At 55.5% G+C, this 16,212-nt stretch carries 18 protein-coding genes and 4 tRNA genes; 7 read left to right on the top strand and 15 right to left on the bottom strand.

Features of this window, described 5'->3' with window-relative positions; genetic code table 11:
- Positions 1-12 precede the first annotated feature (12 nt).
- The 5 genes from BY447_RS17555 to BY447_RS17535 all read right to left on the bottom strand — a co-directional run bounded on the left by BY447_RS17555 (position 13) and on the right by BY447_RS17535 (position 5,258).
- On the bottom strand, positions 13-399 hold the full coding sequence (locus BY447_RS17555) for a hypothetical protein (protein WP_013357398.1): 387 nt from the start codon (positions 397-399) through the stop codon (positions 13-15).
- Positions 400-668: 269 nt separating this feature from the next.
- Positions 669-2,051 (bottom strand): efflux transporter outer membrane subunit, encoded by a 1,383-nt coding sequence (locus tag BY447_RS17550; RefSeq protein WP_110331669.1) that lies wholly within the window; start codon positions 2,049-2,051, stop codon positions 669-671.
- The gene (locus BY447_RS17545; RefSeq protein ID WP_110331668.1) at positions 2,048-3,142 is read right to left on the bottom strand and encodes an HlyD family secretion protein; all 1,095 of its coding nucleotides are present in this window, start codon (positions 3,140-3,142) and stop codon (positions 2,048-2,050) included. Before BY447_RS17545 ends, BY447_RS17550 begins: the two co-directional genes overlap by 4 nt.
- Positions 3,139-4,824, bottom strand: a complete 1,686-nt coding sequence (locus BY447_RS17540) for an MFS transporter (protein ID WP_033732217.1) — start codon at positions 4,822-4,824, stop codon at positions 3,139-3,141. Before BY447_RS17540 ends, BY447_RS17545 begins: the two co-directional genes overlap by 4 nt.
- A 2-nt stretch (positions 4,825-4,826) precedes the next feature.
- On the bottom strand, positions 4,827-5,258 hold the full coding sequence (locus tag BY447_RS17535) for a MarR family winged helix-turn-helix transcriptional regulator (protein ID WP_110331667.1): 432 nt from the start codon (positions 5,256-5,258) through the stop codon (positions 4,827-4,829).
- A gap of 145 nt (positions 5,259-5,403) precedes the next feature.
- On the opposite strand from BY447_RS17535, the gene BY447_RS17530 reads away from it, so the two are divergent.
- The 4 genes from BY447_RS17530 (at position 5,404) to BY447_RS17515 (ending at position 8,998) form a co-directional block, all read left to right on the top strand.
- Positions 5,404-6,252, top strand: coding sequence for an AraC family transcriptional regulator (locus BY447_RS17530; protein ID WP_110331666.1), 849 nt, complete (start codon positions 5,404-5,406; stop codon positions 6,250-6,252).
- A gap of 41 nt (positions 6,253-6,293) precedes the next feature.
- Positions 6,294-6,701 carry a DUF2000 domain-containing protein gene (locus BY447_RS17525; RefSeq protein ID WP_110331665.1) on the top strand — a complete coding sequence of 136 codons (408 nt, stop codon included), beginning with the start codon at positions 6,294-6,296 and terminating at the stop codon, positions 6,699-6,701.
- Positions 6,702-7,093: 392 nt separating this feature from the next.
- Positions 7,094-7,354 (top strand): biofilm/acid-resistance regulator YmgB/AriR, encoded by a 261-nt coding sequence (locus BY447_RS17520; RefSeq protein WP_033782572.1) that lies wholly within the window; start codon positions 7,094-7,096, stop codon positions 7,352-7,354.
- A gap of 138 nt (positions 7,355-7,492) precedes the next feature.
- Positions 7,493-8,998, top strand: a complete 1,506-nt coding sequence (locus BY447_RS17515) for a SulP family inorganic anion transporter (protein ID WP_179291175.1) — start codon at positions 7,493-7,495, stop codon at positions 8,996-8,998.
- Between the two features lie 35 nt (positions 8,999-9,033).
- Here BY447_RS17515 and BY447_RS17510 read toward each other — a convergent pair whose 3' ends face one another.
- Positions 9,034-9,234 (bottom strand): DUF6404 family protein, encoded by a 201-nt coding sequence (locus tag BY447_RS17510; protein ID WP_013357389.1) that lies wholly within the window; start codon positions 9,232-9,234, stop codon positions 9,034-9,036.
- Between the two features lie 193 nt (positions 9,235-9,427).
- On the opposite strand from BY447_RS17510, the gene BY447_RS23395 reads away from it, so the two are divergent.
- Positions 9,428-9,589, top strand: coding sequence for a hypothetical protein (locus BY447_RS23395; protein WP_199226936.1), 162 nt, complete (start codon positions 9,428-9,430; stop codon positions 9,587-9,589).
- A gap of 32 nt (positions 9,590-9,621) precedes the next feature.
- Here BY447_RS23395 and BY447_RS17505 read toward each other — a convergent pair whose 3' ends face one another.
- Positions 9,622-10,467 (bottom strand): substrate-binding domain-containing protein, encoded by an 846-nt coding sequence (locus BY447_RS17505; RefSeq protein WP_110331664.1) that lies wholly within the window; start codon positions 10,465-10,467, stop codon positions 9,622-9,624.
- 164 nt (positions 10,468-10,631) lie between these two features.
- A tRNA-Lys gene (locus BY447_RS23265) sits at positions 10,632-10,704 on the bottom strand.
- A gap of 217 nt (positions 10,705-10,921) precedes the next feature.
- Here BY447_RS23265 and BY447_RS17500 point away from each other — a divergent pair.
- Positions 10,922-11,179, top strand: coding sequence for a hypothetical protein (locus tag BY447_RS17500; RefSeq protein WP_013357386.1), 258 nt, complete (start codon positions 10,922-10,924; stop codon positions 11,177-11,179).
- A gap of 131 nt (positions 11,180-11,310) precedes the next feature.
- Here BY447_RS17500 and BY447_RS17495 read toward each other — a convergent pair.
- The 6 genes from BY447_RS17495 to uvrY form a co-directional block, all read right to left on the bottom strand.
- Positions 11,311-11,397: transfer RNA gene (locus BY447_RS17495), tRNA-Leu, on the bottom strand.
- 10 nt (positions 11,398-11,407) lie between these two features.
- Positions 11,408-11,481: transfer RNA gene (locus BY447_RS17490), tRNA-Cys, on the bottom strand.
- Between the two features lie 40 nt (positions 11,482-11,521).
- A tRNA-Gly gene (locus BY447_RS17485) sits at positions 11,522-11,597 on the bottom strand.
- Between the two features lie 152 nt (positions 11,598-11,749).
- A complete protein-coding gene (pgsA, locus tag BY447_RS17480) occupies positions 11,750-12,298 on the bottom strand; it encodes a CDP-diacylglycerol--glycerol-3-phosphate 3-phosphatidyltransferase (RefSeq protein WP_013357385.1) in 549 nt (182 codons plus the stop codon).
- 69 nt (positions 12,299-12,367) lie between these two features.
- Entirely contained in the window at positions 12,368-14,200 is a 1,833-nt protein-coding gene (gene uvrC, locus BY447_RS17475; protein WP_110331663.1) for an excinuclease ABC subunit UvrC, read from the bottom strand.
- Positions 14,193-14,852, bottom strand: coding sequence for a UvrY/SirA/GacA family response regulator transcription factor (gene uvrY, locus BY447_RS17470; protein WP_013357383.1), 660 nt, complete (start codon positions 14,850-14,852; stop codon positions 14,193-14,195). The genes uvrC and uvrY overlap by 8 nt, the downstream gene beginning before the upstream one ends.
- 430 nt (positions 14,853-15,282) lie before the next feature.
- Between uvrY and BY447_RS17465 the strand changes: the two genes are divergently transcribed.
- Positions 15,283-15,507: a DUF2594 family protein gene (locus BY447_RS17465; protein WP_003849983.1), complete on the top strand. Its 225-nt coding sequence runs from the start codon at positions 15,283-15,285 to the stop codon at positions 15,505-15,507.
- Between the two features lie 33 nt (positions 15,508-15,540).
- On the opposite strand, the gene BY447_RS17460 is transcribed toward BY447_RS17465, so the two are convergent.
- The gene (locus BY447_RS17460) at positions 15,541-16,152 is read right to left on the bottom strand and encodes an acyl-homoserine-lactone synthase (protein ID WP_033782566.1); all 612 of its coding nucleotides are present in this window, start codon (positions 16,150-16,152) and stop codon (positions 15,541-15,543) included.
- Positions 16,153-16,212 lie beyond the last annotated feature (60 nt).

Below are 16,212 nucleotides of genomic sequence, written 5' to 3'. Positions count from 1 at the left end.
ACAGCGCACGCATTACTGAGCGGCCAGGGCCGAGAGTCGTAACTGAATATCCTGATCGAGATTGGCAATCCAGCGGTTGTAGTTATTGTGGATCTCACCCTGTCCCGCTTTCAGGTTTTCACTGCTGACATAATCGATGCGGTAGTTCTGGCTGGTATAGGTGATGCGAATGGTCGCCACGAAATCACGCTGGGCCAGACGGCCATTGATCACGCCAGGAGAAACAGGCGTCATCACCCATTTACGGCCAATGCCCGCTTCAATGATCGCCAGTTTCATCTGGTTATCGGTGTAGCGCTGAGTCAGGGTCTGATTCACGTTATGAATCGGTGCCGTACGCGCGCAGCCGGTTAATAACACAGCAGCGACGACTAATGTAAAAAATGTATTTTTATTCATGATGAATCCCTTCTTTTATTATTTATATTAATTAGTTATGTGAATAACTTGTCGTGCGCAGCCTGAACTTTTCGTGCGCTTTTCCGTCTGGCTGGCTTAAAACCCGCGCATGATACCATCGAATGTAAAGACAGGTAAGCAGAAGTATGCATGGGTTTTTAGTGGTTATTTGGGGGATTAAAGCGGGGTAAGATGCGCAGTCATAGCCACAGCGCAGAGGCCGATCCTGGCCGCAGAAACTCTGGCTGCGGCTGGATCGGACCAGGCAATTACGGTGTGGAGGCCGGTGTCCAGCCACCGCCCAGCGCGCGGTAGAGATCGATTTGCGCCAGCAGCAGGTTATTTTTGACCGTCACCCGATTGAGCTGAGTTGAGAACAGGGTTCGCTGCGCATCCAGTTCATCCAGATAAGAAGCGTAGCCGTTCTGATAGCGATTGCGGGCAATGCGCAGCGCCTCCGTTACATAGGCTTCCTGCTTTTGCAGCTCCTGGAGCTGTTCCTCACCCCGTCTGATGGCATCGATGGCATCGCTGACTTCCGCGAAGGCGTTGCGTACCACTTTTTCATAGCCATAAAGTGCCTGATTGCGCGTCGCCATGGAGACATCCACCTGCGCCGTCAGCGCTTCACGGTTCAGCAGCGGCGCCAGAATGCTGCCGCCGACGCTCCACAGCCGGAACGGGTCATCCGCCAGCTGATGCAACACCGAACTCTGCAGGGTGCCGGTGGCGGTGAGATTCAGCCCTGGCAACAGCTTCGCCCGCGACGATGCCAGGCTCGCATCTGCGGCCAGTAACTGACGCTGTGCCTGCACAATGTCCGGACGGCGATTGAGCAGCTCTGAGGGTAACAGTGACGGCATCTGCTGCGGTAAGATCTGGTCGAACTGCTGACGACGGGCGATGCTGCGCGGATTCATGCCCACCAGAATGCTCAGCGCGTTCTCCTGCTGGGTGATCTGATGCTGCAGCTGCGGCATCTGCGCTCTGGCTGACTGATACTCCGAGGCGGCCTGCATCCACTCCAGTCTGGAGGTGTAGCCGGTTTCAAACTGACGCTGTGCCAGCTTCAGGGAGTTGTTGCGGGTCGCCAGCGTGGCCTCCGTCACCCGCAGTTGTTCATCCAGCGCGCAGAGGTTGAGATAGCCTGACGCCACCGAACTGGCGATGGTCAGCTCGGCGGCAGACGCGGCAGCCTGCTGCGCCGCTAAGGTCGCCTGTGCCGCCGAAATGCTACTGCTGCGCGCTCCCCAGAGATCGACCTCATAGTTCGCCTGTAGTAAGCCCTGGAAAACATCGGTTTCATACGGCTGACCCGTCACTGAAGAGAGCGTGCGCTCGCGGGTCGCAGCCACCCCGGCGCTCAGCGTCGGAAAGTTATCGCCCTGCGTGGCGCGCAGCTGTGCGCGATACTGATCGACCCGGGATCGTGCCGTGAGAATATCGGGATTATTGCGCAGCGCCTGGGTCACCAGCCGGTTGAGGTATTCATCATGAAACGCGCGCCACCACGCCGCCTCCGGTGCGGCAGAAGGACCGACACTATTACGCCACGCGTCGGGGATCGGCAGAGAGGACGGTGCCTTTTCAACCTGGGTGGCACAGCCTGTCAGCAGCAGCGCCATCACACCGATCAGTAAACGAACCCTCATGGTGCGCCCTCAGCAGCGGGCTGGGCGGCGGTGTCGATATTTACTTCGACCGACATACCCGGACGCAACTGATGCATATCCTGATCGTTGATGCGGATGCGAACCGGAATACGCTGTGCGATTTTAACGAAGTTGCCGGTAGCGTTATCAGGCGAAATGGCGCTGAACTCCGAGCCTGCTGCTGGTGAGATAAATTCCACCTGCCCGTTAAAGCGTTTGCCATCCAGCGCATCGACCCGAATTGTTGCGGGCAGGCCGGGACGAATATTGGCCAGCTGGGTCTCTTTCAGGTTCGCGATGATCCATTTGTGATTGGGTACCACCGAGGTCAGGCGCGTACCGGCCGTGACATAAGCACCGGTGCGAACCGACAGCTGACCAAGCTGGCCATCGTCGGGCGCAGTAATCCGGGTATTCGCCAGATCGATCTCTGCCAGCTCCAGCGCAGCGCGGGCGCTGTCGACATCGCCTTCCAGCGCGTCGCGGTTAACGATGACGGTTTGCAGATTCTGTTCGGCGACAGCGATCTGCGCCGCCGCCTGACGCACCTGCGCCTGGGCCTGGGCGTTTGCAGCGCGGGCGGCGTCACGCTCGCGCACCGACAGCGATCCATCCGCCGTAAGATTTTCAACGCGCTTCAGATCAAAGCCGCTTTTCAGCGCCTGGGCTTTGGCATTCTCCAGCGCCGCTTTATTGCTCTGAATCGTCGCTTCAGCGCTGCGCCGCTGCTGCAGATTATTGTTGAGTGCAGCCTGCTTCATCGCCAGCTGCGCCTGCGCCTGATGCACCCGCTGGCGATAGATACGGTCGTCAATCGTCATCAGCAGCTGCCCTTTTTTCACCGGCTGCAGGTCAATCACTTCTACCGAAGTGAGATAGCCATTAACCTGCGGACTGATAAAGGTTACCTGACCGCGCACATAGGCGTTTTCGGTACTTTGTATGGCGCTGGTGAAGGGCCAGAGTTGCCAGGCGTAGAGAATAACCAGTACGCCAATCACCACAATGCCGCTGCCTGCGGCAATAGAAAGAATACGGCGGCGATTCGCGCGCTCACGTTCCGCCGCCTGAAGCTCATCCTGCTGACTCATTGTTTCTCCGTTGATTCCTGTAACGCGGCCAGCTGTTGCTGCTCGCGCAGGTTAAATTGCGCCTGACGCCAGTCAAGATAGCGACGTCGGGTTAAACGCCAGATCACCCACATCAGCGTGACCAGGGCCAGCGCGGCAGTTAACAGGTAGGTGTCGTTATAAGCGAGCACGTTAGCCTGCAGCGTGGCAACCGTCTGTAACTGGCTGGTGCTCTGCGCACCGCGCAGAACGTCGTCCCCCACCAGCGAATTAAACAGCGCATTGTACTGGCTGAGCCGCTCGGTAACATTGGGATCGAGCAGTGAGAGCTGATCACCCAGCAGGCTGGAGTGATATTTTTCCCGCCAGACCTGAAACGTGCCCAGAATCGCCGAGCCAATCAGCCCGCCCAGGTTCTGACTCATGCCAAACAGCACCACAAAGCTCACCAGATTTTTCGGCTGCGTGACCACGCTGCCAATGCCCATCAGCATGGCGGGAGCCATGAAAAATGCGCTGCTGAAGCCCAGCAGAAACTGGCTGAAATACATCTCGGGGCCACGGGTCAGTGGACTGGATTGCGCATCCATCAGCGAGGCGATAATCATCACCACCAGCGACGCGACAATCGGCCAGTTAAGATGCGCAGGCTTGATGGTCAGCGCACTGGCAGCGATGCCCACGATAACCCCGGCCATGATCGCCAGCGCCAGACCGCGCATCTGATCGTTCTGCAGACCGATCTGCTGCAGAAAGCCGACCGCACCGGTGTTCTGCTCCGCCAGCACAATACGGATCATGATCATCACAATGCCCAGCCGCACCATCATGCCGCTGCTGAGCCAGCGGGTATTAATCAGCGGGTTGCGCCGGTTATGTTCAATGACGATAGCCGCGACAATCAGCGTCAGGGCAATCGCAGTACAGATACCGAGCCAGGGCGTGGTAAACCACCACTCAATACGGCCCAGCGTCAGTACACCGCACAACAGCGCCATGCCGGGCGCCAGCAGGATAAAGGTGACGAAGTCCATCTTCTCAAACGTTTTGATGCGATCGCCCGGAGGCAGTTTCACCAGCAGAACTCCACCGAGCGCAATCAGCGCCAGACCGAGTTCAAACAGATAGAGACCGCGCCACTCATTGAGCTGCAGTAATTCCGACGAGAATAAGCGGGCCAGCGGGATAGCCAGCTGCGAGACCGTCAGGCCTATCACCAGCGCTTTCAGCCTGTGTTTCGCAGGCCACGCCTGTACCTGATAGTAGATACCCAGCGAGCTGAGCGCCGCAGCTACCATGCCGTGGGCCGTGCGCACAACGATCGCAGAGCTTAAATCGTTGGCGAACAGATGAAAGAACGCCACCAGCACATAGAGCACCAGAAACGCTTCGGTAAAGACACGCAGACCAAACTGCTGACGGAACTTCACCAGCAGCAGGTTAATGGAGATATTGCCCATCACGTAAACCGCAGGCAGCCAGGCAATTTCATTTGACCAGGCCCCAAAGGTGCCCTGCAGATTAACCAGGTTCGCCGTAACCAGCGCATTACTCAGCGCACCAGTCAGCGAGATCAGTAAGCCTATCAGGCCAAACGCCAGGCGTTTTGGCATCGGATGCAGCGGGGTCGAGGGCGAACCCGGCAGCATCGGTTTTTCATGCGGCAACCACTCGCGTGCAGCGTAGGGATTTCGCTTTGCCACTGCTACATACTTCCCATGCGGCTCAGCAGGTGTTGCAGTACACGCTCGGTGACGGCCAGATCCTGCGGATCGATATCGGCCAGCATTTCAGTACGGAGTGCATCAGCTTCGGTTTTCACTTTAGCGAACGCTTCGTTGCCCTTTTCGGTCAGCACCAGGTGACGTTTACGGCGATCTTCCGGCGGCTGTACCCGCGTCAGCAGTGACTGTTTGACCAGCCGATCCACCAGCGGCACCATGCTGGCATCTTCCAGTCCCAGCAGCTGCGCCAGTTCGGTCTGAGTCATGCGTTGCGGTTCACTGGCAATCAGCCCGATGGCCATCCAGCTGCTCATGCTTAAGCCGCTATCTTTGAGGTGACGATCCACCGCCAGCCGCCAGGCGTGGGCGGTCAGATGCAATAAATGGGTAAAGGTACGCGTATGCTGAGACAAATGTTAGCAGCCTAATAGTAAGACATCTAATTGAGTGGAAGCGTTATTATACGCAAAGCGAAACACGATTGAAAAGCGTCCGGTCTGTTAAAAATTAGTGGAACACGTCAGAATGTCCAGAGGCCGTAACCGGGAGCCGGATAACATGAAACAGGCATCACCAAACTGGGTCGATCTGCGTCGCGACGCCGTGAGTGGTATCGAGGCCCTGCGCGCCCATTTTACCGGCCACGCCTATGACCCGCACTGGCACGACAGTTATCTGATTGGCGTGACCGAGCAAGGTGTACAGCAGTTTCATTCGCGACGCAAACAGCATCAGAGTCGTCCCGGAACGGTCTTTATGCTTGAGCCGGAGGAGCTGCATGATGGTGATGCCATCAACGACAGCGGTTTTACCTATCGGATGCTCTATCTTACGCCACAGCAGATTGCCCGCCACCGCGCCCCTGAGCAGACTGATGCACCCTCACCGCGTGAGCTGCGGTTTGCCGCCACGCTGCGCGATGACCGCCCGCTGGCGTATGCCGTCTGGCACGCATTTGATGCGCTGTGGCACAACCATCCTGCCATCATCAAAGAGGCGGCGATGGATAGGATGCTGAGTCAGCTCACCCCGCACCAGCAGTGGTCTCTGCCCGCGCAGCCCACAGACAGAGATGCCCGGCTGGCGCTGCAGGCACGTGACTGGCTGATTGCCCACCATGCGGATAATCCCGGTCTGGCGCAGATGGCACAGCATCTGCAGACAGATCGCTTCCGGCTGTCCCGCCTGTTTCAGACGCACTGGGGTTTGCCGCCCCACGCCTGGCTGGTGCAGTGGCGACTGAGCCAGGCACGACGCCAGCTGGCGCAGGGCCAGCCTGTCGCCGATGTGGCCGCTGCGCTAGGTTTCGCCGATCAGAGTCATCTGGGCCGCTGGTTTAAGCGCGCCTGCCAGCTTTCCCCCGCCCGTTATCAGCACGCCTGCACAAATCTTCCAGACCCGAGCTGAGTCACTTGCCACAATGCGTTTTTTTCGTCAGGAGAAGCGCAATGCAGGACAAACGATGTGTGATGATACTTAATGCCGCTCTGCCGCCAGGCAAAGCGACCAACGCCGCCGCCGTGATCGCCTTAACCCTGGGACAGCGCCATCCGACATTGGTTGGTGACGCGCTGGAGGATGCAGAGAAACACCCCTCACCCGGTTTGATTACTACCGGCATTCCGGTGCTGGCTGCCTCCGACCAGGAGCTTAATGCTTTGCGGGAACAGTGCGAACAGGCAGAGTACGATCTGGTGCTGTTTCCGGAAGCAGGCCAGAGTACTACCGATTATCAGGCGCTAGGTGAGGTACTGCGGCAACAACCCCGACAGCAGTGGCGTCTGCTGGGGCTGGCTATCGTCGGCGATAAGAAAGCGCTGCGCAAACTGACGGGAAAACTGGCGCTTTTCAGTTAGTTTTTCAGCGGGGAGCAGGCTAAAACTTCCCCTACTCCTCCGTTTCATCAGCCGAACCCATCGTTTGTATAGGTTATTTGTACAGATTTTGGTTCGGATTAATCCTTATAAGCTGCTGATAAGTTACTAATAGCACGTTTTGCCAAAGGATCCGATTGTACAGATTGCCCTTCATTGTATAAGTTTACTGCCATGAGTTGTCATGCGACTCTGTAACGAATGATGCACTTGCGTCGCCTCTGAAGGTGTCAGTGGATTTCCACCTTCAGAGGTTATTTTTTATCTGCTCAGTTTTTGCAGCTGGCACCATCGCATCTGTCCATGTGATGGTTTTTTGATCGATTTTGTCCTGACATCCGAACCGGAATCGGGCTGTTTTGAAGGGCTTACACATGCAATATATTCTTCCCCGGACCAATCAGGAAATTGCTGATTACTTTAATCCTGCCGCCAATAAGCCAGCCAGCGAGATGGAAATGCTGGGTATCCTTGTTGCAGAAATCCTGCAATCAGGCATGCCAGTGAATAATAAAGCCATTATCTCAAAGCTTATTCACCGGCTGGAACTGGAAAGCGACAGGGAGATGCTGGACATCCACCGGCAGCTGCTTGACCTGGTGGTCCATAAAACCCCGGACGATTTTTCACTGTAATCGCGACTCCACGGAGGGAGTCACCCGTCTTTTTCTGGCAACTTCGCCAGTCGCCCGGTACTATCTGCCCCTCACCATTGTCCCAATCTTCCCGCCCCTCGCGCGGGAGCAAAACAACTAAAGAGCCTGCAAGACTTTATGACTCAGACCAATGATGTTGCTGCAACCGACGTTGTGGCGGGCGATATCAGTGTGGGGCGCGTTCTGCGTTCGCCTGCGCTGCTGACCCGTGAATGCCTGGCCGGTGTGATTACCGCGCTGGCGCTGATCCCTGAAGTGATCTCTTTTTCCGTTATTGCCGGTGTCGATCCGAAAGTCAGTCTGGTCGCCTCGGTGGTACTCTGCCTGACGCTGTCGATACTGGGCGGTCGTCCGGCAATGGTCACGGCAGCAGCGGGTTCCGTGGCGCTGGTGATCGGGCCGATGGTCCATCTGCACGGTGTCGAATATATTCTGCCGGCAGTGGTGATGGGCGGTGTGATTCAGATTCTGTTTGGCGTCGCCGGGCTGGCGCGCATGATGCGCTATATCCCCCGCTCGGTCATGCTGGGATTTGTGAATGCACTTGGCGTGCTGATTTTCTTTGCTCAGGTGCCGCACGTCTGGGGTCAGTCATCCCTGGTGTGGATCTTCTTTGCCGTCACCCTGGCTATCGTGCTGTTGTTGCCGCGCCTGTTAAAGAGTGTTCCTTCACCTCTGGTCGCCATTGTGGTGGTGACTGCGGTCGCACTGTTAATGGGTTATCGCATGCCGAACGTGGGCGATGAAGGGCCAATGAGTCCCGGCCTGCCCGGTTTTAACAGTCTGCTGGTGCCGCTTAACCTGCAGACCCTGCAGATTATCTGGCCCACCGCACTCAGCATCGCTTTTGTCGGGCTGATGGAGTCACTGCTTACCGCCAAACTGGTTGATGACCTGACCGATACTCCCTCCAGTAAGCGACGTGAAGCCTGGGGCCTTGGGGTAGCAAATATTTTTGCCGGTTTTTATGGCGGCATCGCCGGGTGCGCGATGATAGGTCAGACGATTGTTAACGTTGAGCTGGGCCGGGCACGCAGCCGTGTCTCCACCCTGGCCGCCGGTCTGGTGCTGCTGTTGCTGGTGACCGGACTCAGCCGGATTATGGCGCAAATCCCGATGGTGGTGCTGGCCGGGATCATGATGGTGGTGGCGGTGAAAACCGTTAACTGGCATAGCCTGCAGCCCGCTACCCTGAAACGTATGCCGTGGTCAGAAACGCTGATTATGGTGCTGACGGTGGCTGTGACGGTCTGGACAGGTAATCTGGCGCTGGGCGTGCTGGCTGGGGTGATCCTCGCGATGCTGCTGTTTGCCCGTCGTATTGCGCACGTTATCCATGCGGAACGCCAGCTGAGCGACGATGGCAGCTCAGTGCGCTATGTGGTGCGTGGTCCGCTGTTCTTTGCCAGCAGCAACGATCTGTTTGAGCATTTCGATTATGCCCATGACCCGAAAAAAGTGACGATCGATTTAACCCACGCACAAATCTGGGATGCATCCAGCGTCGCGGCACTGGATGGCATTGAGTATCGCTATCAGCGTTATGGTGCAGAGGTGACCATTGAGGGGCTGGATCCACGCAGTACTGATTTCCATCAGCGCCTGACCGGTAATTTCGGCTAAGAGGGTGCGTTCTGCTGCCTCTCCGGCAGCAGAATTTACTCAGCCTGTTGTCGGCGCGCCCGGTAACGGCCCACCATCGTAATCAGCGCCTGATAGATTAAACCGGCGTAGAGACTTGTCAGAACCGCCAGTCCAGGCTCCTTGCCCTGCTGCTGCCATGACATAAACCACATGAATACGCCCCACAGAACAGAGAATACCAGCCAGCCGCGGACGAACTTCATCATGCCATTCATAACAACTCCTCTTAAATGAAGCGCTACCTTAGCGTGCTCCTGCCCGCAACGCATTCCCGGCTTGCAGGAGTTGAGAGGCGTCTCAAATAATCGCCATTAATTTACGTTATGCAGCGGACGCCCGACGCTGACTGCGCGATTTTTTGTCGATTCTCTATACTTTACGTTCCGCTTACCTGATCAGGGAATTACGATGAAACGTACGGCTTATCTGTTATCGACGCTGGCTATTCTTGCTACCCTCACCGCCTGTGCACCGCCACCGCCGGGCAGAGATGCCCCACCACCGCCAGGCGGACAGCAGCCGGTTGGCGCACCGGGTGGTGTCGGTCCGGCAGGACAACCGCAGGGATAATGTATTTCAGGCCAGCCTGTCTCGCAGGCTGGCTAGTGCCGAAAGGCGCAGCCGCAGGCTGACATCTCACCCGGAATGACTTTGCCAGAATGAGAGTGACGCTGGTGTAATTGCCCCTCTTCATCGCTGTTTTCTGCCTGCTGACCCAGCCAGCGATCTAATGCGCGGCCGATGATTTGTCTGACGTCCGGTGACCAGGTGGTAAGATGCCAGGTCGGACTGCGGGCTTCCTCAGTGTCACCAAACCCTGCCACCGCCAGATGCGTACCCTGACCAAAATCGCGTACTGCCTGTATCGCACCAAACGCCAGCAGATCGCTTTCACAGAAAAGTGCCTGAATGCGCTCAGCGGCACGGGTCTTTTTCAGATACTGCATCATCGCCTGATAAGCGCCGTCACGGTCGTCAGCGGCAGCAGTGAGTTCTGCATCCAGCGTCATGCCTGCCGCCTGTAATGTGGTGCAGTAGCTCTGCTTCTGCGCCACGTCACCGGGCTGGATCTGCAAAAAGCCAAACCGCTGATGCCCCTGTGCGAGCAGTAACGCTGCTGTCACTTCGCCCGCCCGCAGCGCATCCGCCTGCCATTCAGGCTCTGCGTCAATCTCCAGCACCGGCAGATTACAGGCACTGATGGCCTTGTTTCCGGGCAACAGCAGCAGACCCCGCAGCGCAAGGGGCGTCGCCTGCTGGATGAGAGCTGTCAGTGCCACGTCAGTTTCGGCATTCAGCAGCACCGTGATAACCCCGCGCGCATTGAGCTGGCGCGTGACCTCATCCAGTATTTTCTGTTGAGAGGGATTGCGCAGCTGGCTGGCGACAACGCCGATAATCGGGGGTAAAGCCGATTCCGTTAAGTCAGGAATAGACGGTGTACTCATTGGCGTTAGCTTCTCTGAGACGGCAAACAATCCTCCACTTTACGATAAGCCAGGGTGTTTCAACAGGTTACAGAGTTCGATGTGGGCCGCAAAAATGAGTGAAATCAGATGTAACTGAGTTTGCGGAGGCAGAGCAGCAGGCGTTAAGAAGAGGCGAGAGAAGGACCGGGCAGCAGGAATTGAACCCGCATCGTCAACCCATTAAGAGTTGCAGTAATACCTTTATACCATGCCCGAAAAGTTTGCCTGGAAAGCACACTGTGTAGACTGTAGACAAGGTTAGTGCTCCTTTCAGAACTGACAAGCGCAAGCGGCGTGTTTATTCAGCAATCGCTGCTTAAACCCATAAACCAGGCGCGGGCACCTGCAGACATTGATTATTCCGCTAACCTTAAATTTCAGGCAGCCTGTCCCGCCCGGGACGTATGGCCAAACTTATATAGAGGTCAAGACTATGCCTTCAGGACAATTCTACGTGGTTGATCAGCCCGAACTGAGTTTTACCGCCAACTATCGTCTGGATAAGGTCAATGACAAACCCTTTGCCTCGCGGATGGTTCTGGAGATTCAGAAGCAGTCGCAGCCAACAGATGCATTCGATGCTATCAGCATCGGGCATGAAGTGACCTTTGTTTCATCCAGTGGAGAGGCGCAAAGAATGGTGCTGGTAAGTGATACAGCTGATGAGCTGGTGTTCAGCTCCCGCGGCTGACGGCGGCTGATACCACCAGTCGGATGTTTCGTCACCGTCGCGCCAGATAACAGACACAAAAAAACCGCCCTTGGGCGGTTACGACATTACTGCATATTACTTTGTTTTATTCTTTTTCTGCGGCAGAAATATGGTGCCCGGGGCGGGACTTGAACCCGCACAGCCTTACAGCCGAGGGATTTTAAATCCCTTGTGTCTACCGATTTCACCACCCGGGCAGGGTGTAACTGGAGGCGCGTCCCGGAGTCGAACCGAGGTACACGGATTTGCAATCCGCTGCATAGCCACTCTGCCAACGCGCCTTAAACTGATGTGCCGTCAGGCTAACCTGACCTGCGAATCTGGAGCGGGAAACGAGACTCGAACTCGCGACCCCGACCTTGGCAAGGTCGTGCTCTACCAACTGAGCTATTCCCGCAATTTTCAGCAATTTCGTCGAACCTGCTGATTTTATTTATCTTCTGGCAGCCTGGCTGCCGTTCGATGCGTTGCATTCTACTTAGATGACGCAATGAGTCAATAAAATTATCCTCACAGCGTGTCCGTTTGCTGCTTTTTAAATCGTATCGATCACGGTTCGAGCAGATCGCCGCGCGCAGCGCTTAAATACTGGAACATAGACCAGAAAGTCAGCACTGCAGCAATGTATAACGCGACTACGCCAACCGCCACAACGGTAGCATCAGGACGCCACAGTAAGGCAAACAGGGAGAACATCTGAGCGGTGGTTTTCACTTTACCAATCCAGGAAACCGACACGCTGCTGCGTTTGCCAATCTCCGCCATCCATTCACGCAGCGCAGAGATAATGATCTCGCGGGCAATCATAGTGGCTGCAGGCAGCGTAATCCACCAGGCGTGGAAATATTCCGCCACCAGCACCAGTGCAATCGCCACCATCACTTTATCCGCTACCGGATCGAGAAACGCACCAAAGCGCGTCGTCTGCTTCCAGCGGCGCGCCAGAAAGCCATCAAACCAGTCGGTGATGGCAGCAAAAACGAAAATCAGTGCGGTAGCCAGCGGCGCCCAGGTGAACGGCAGATAGAAAGCCAGCACAAAGAACGGAATGAGCACGACTCGAAACAGGGTGAGACACGTCGGGATGTTTAATTGCATATGCCGGTAACTGTCTGGATATAGGTAAAATTTAGCCTATGTTCCTACATTGCCCCCCCTGTTTCAATGCTAGTGTTTCAACGAGTAGTATATTTTTTCTGCCAGCGCGTGTGAGATGCCAGGTACATTGGCGATCTCCTCCACTGACGCATTCATCAGCGGCTGCAGGCCCCCCATGTACTTAAGCAGTTGCTGACGCCGTTTCGGCCCTACGCCTTCGATGCTTTCCAGTGCGCTGGTGTTCTTTACTTTGGCTCGTTTTTTACGATGACCTGAAATGGCATGATTGTGAGCGTCATCACGAATGTGCTGAATTACATGCAGTGCTGGCGCATCCGGTGGCAGCGAAACACCCTCACCTTCCGCCTCAAAGAACAGCGTTTCCAATCCGGCTTTACGGTCGCTGCCTTTGGCGACACCGAGTAAAATAGGCCGTTTTTTGTCCCAGGGCACATCCAGCTCCGCGAAAACCTGCTTCGCCTGAGAGAGCTGGCCTTTACCGCCATCGATCAGAATCACATCCGGGATTTTATCTTCTTCAATCGCTTTACCATACCGGCGTCGTAACACCTGATTCATGGCAGCATAATCATCGCCCGGCGTAATGCCGGTGATGTTATAGCGACGATAGTCAGCACGCAGCGGACCATTCTGGTCGAACACCACACAGGAGGCGATGGTCTGCTCACCCATGGTGTGGCTAATATCGAAACACTCCATGCGCGTGATCCGGTCGAGCTCAAGAAACTCTGCCAGGGCCATCAGCCGCTGATGAATCGTGGAGTGCTGCGACAGACGTGTGGTTAATGCCGTCGCGGCGTTAGTGCGCGCCAGCTTAAGATAACGGGCGCGATCGCCGCGCGGCTTGCTCTGGATATTCACCCGGCGTCCTGCCAGTGCACTGAGCGACTCCGCCAGCAGCTCACGCTCCGGCAGGGTAAAGTCCAGCAGAATATCACCCGGTAGCGTGCGTGCCTCGCTGCCCTGCAGATAGAACTGCCCGACAAAGGTCTGAACCACTTCGGCCAGGTCGGTATCCACCGGCACTTTCGGGAAATAGCTGCGGCTGCCCAACACTTTGCCCTGACGGATAAACAGCACGTGAAGACAGGCCATGCCTGCTTCATATGCCACACCCATCACATCCAGGTCATCACCCTGATTGGAGACAAACTGCTTTTCGGTGATACGGCGCACAGCCTGAATCTGATCGCGCAGTCGTGCCGCTTCTTCGAAGCGCAGGTCAATGCTCGCCTCTTCCATACGTTTGACCAGCTGATTGAGAACCTGATCGTCTTTACCGGCTAAAAACAGGCGTACGTAATCCGTCTGCTGCGCATACTCCTCTTCACTGACCAGGCCCGCGACACAGGGTCCAAGACAGCGACCGATCTGATATTGCAGACAGGGCCGGGAGCGATTGCGGTAGACGCTGTTTTCACACTGGCGGACAGGAAAGACTTTTTGCAGCAGGCCCAGCGTCTCGCGCACCGCATAGCCGTTGGGGAACGGGCCAAAGTATTCGCCTTTGGCATGCTTTGCACCACGGTGCATTGCCAGCCGCGGATGGGTATCGCTGCTGAGAAAAATGTAGGGATATGATTTATCGTCGCGCAGCAGTACGTTATAGCGCGGCTGATAGAGCTTAATGTAGTTATGCTCAAGCAGCAGCGCTTCGGTTTCGGTGTGGGTAACGGTGACATCGATGTGCTGGATATTGCTGACCAGCGCTTCGGTTTTGCGGCTGCCGACCTGGGTACGGAAGTAGCTGGTGAGACGCTTCTTCAGGTCTTTGGCTTTGCCCACATAGATGACGGTGCCTGAGGCGTCATACATGCGGTAAACACCGGGTTTGCTGGTTACCGTACTCAGAAAGGCTTTGGAATCAAAAACGTCATTCACTACTGATTAACGGCTCCGCATTATAGAGGCCATGTCGAATGGCCAGATGCGTTAACTCTACGTCGCCACTGATATTCAGCTTACTGAACATCCGGTAGCGGTAACTGTTAACGGTTTTAGGACTGAGATTTAACTGCTCGGAAATTTCCGTCACCTTTTGTCCCCGGGTGATCATCAGCATAATCTGCAATTCCCTTTCCGACAAACAGCTGAAAGGCGATTCCGCTTTTTGCGGCTCAATCTGGCTCAGCGCCATCTGCTGAGCAATGTCTGACGCGATGTAGCGCTGACCGGCATTCACCGAGCGAATCGCATTAATCACTTCCTGTGGCGCCGCCCCTTTACTGAGGTAGCCTGCTGCACCCGCCTGCATAACCTTAGCAGGCAGCGGATTTTCCGTGTGAATGGTCAGCATGATAATTTTGATATCAGGATTATAACGCACGATTTTGCGCGTCGCCTCCAGTCCGCCGATCCCCGGCATGTTCATATCCATGAGGATCACATCAACCTGATTGGCACGGCACCATCTGGCGGCATCCTCGCCACAGTTGACCTCTCCGACCACGGCCAGACCTTTCACATCCTCCAGGATGCGACGGATACCCGCGCGGACAAGTTCATGGTCATCAACAAGAAGCACACTGATCAACGGGGAAACTCCAGAGGCTAAAAAGAAGAAGTAATTCACGATTTCAGGCATTAATCATACCCGCTTTTACCTCAAAAGCACATCAACAAAGCAAAACAGTGTAAGCATTACATGATTGCTGCCAGGCCTGTCCGGAAGAGATTAACCGGCGGTGATGATAAAAGATCGGATCGCGAAAAAATAAATAAATGTTATTATTTTCAGTTGATTAACACCGTCTCACTTTAAGGTTTAGTGCCGTACATCCTCGCCACGGCTGAGTTGATGAAGCCTGTGATTACTTTCAGCGATTGATTAGTTGTACTGGACAAACCAGCCTTTGAAGGCGAAGCGAAGCGCCCGTCTCAGCAACTTACTGCCCCTGTGATATACTCACGCACTGCTGTTCGGACAAATTGCCGACACGTTGTCATTCACCAAGGAGAAACGCATGAGCGATGAAGATTTTGCAACTTCCCAGGAAGCCCGGAAATTAGCGGATGAAATCGCAGGCCTGAAGATGATGATCACCCTGATTCTGAAAGGTATGGGACAGGCTGATGCCGGAAAAGTGATTATTAACATGGAACGCTATGTGCAGACGCTGGGCGATAAGCCTCAGGCGGAAGTGTTCAGCAATACCATCAAACAGATCAAAACAGCCTACCGTCAGTAAGCTTTTTTGCCCCCAGCAGCGGGGGCAAATACGCTAACTGTGCGCCTGCCAGTTAACCGACACGCCCAGCGTTGGCAGCACCTCTTCCGGGCTGAAACGACGTGTTCCCCGATATTTCTCTGCCAGAGCGGGCTGAACGACCGGAATACGGATCGCAAACAGATTATCTTCTGACAGAATGAGTCCCGGCGTCAGCGGCTCATACACCACGCCATGCTCTTCAAACATCTTCTCCAGCATCGGCGTTGCCGAACTGATGATGTATTCCATGCCGTTCAGCTCTGCCAGCTGTACCGCGTGCCAGAGAATGTTCAGCGGCAGTTCCGCGTCGACTTCCAGCCGTGCCGAGAAGCGCGACATCTCCCACACTTTCTCATGGCTGAAAGGCAACACAATGCCTTCACTCTGCTCAGGTTCGAACCAGGGCATCAGACGCGCGCAGCCACTAATGCCCTCACGCGCATTCCATGCGATTAGCCAGGTGACATCTGATCGATCGTAGCGATCATACTCCTGTCCTGGCGTGCTCAGGCGCGGAGGGATTGACCACCCTTCGCCACGCGCAAAAACGCTATAACGGTAGCTGCCGAGTTCGGCAAGCAAAGAGGATGGCATATCCTTTAATTGCGTTTGCACTATTTTCATCATGCGCCTCTGACATCCCCATGTTTGCAATGATTTCTTTGCGCCAGCCTGGCAAAGCCC

Origin of the sequence: Pantoea sp. JKS000250 (assembly GCF_003201065.1) — a bacterium.
GTDB lineage: Bacteria > Pseudomonadota > Gammaproteobacteria > Enterobacterales > Enterobacteriaceae > Pantoea > Pantoea vagans.
Note: the sequence above shows the minus strand (reverse complement) of the source record. Positions and strands in the feature narration are given on the sequence as shown.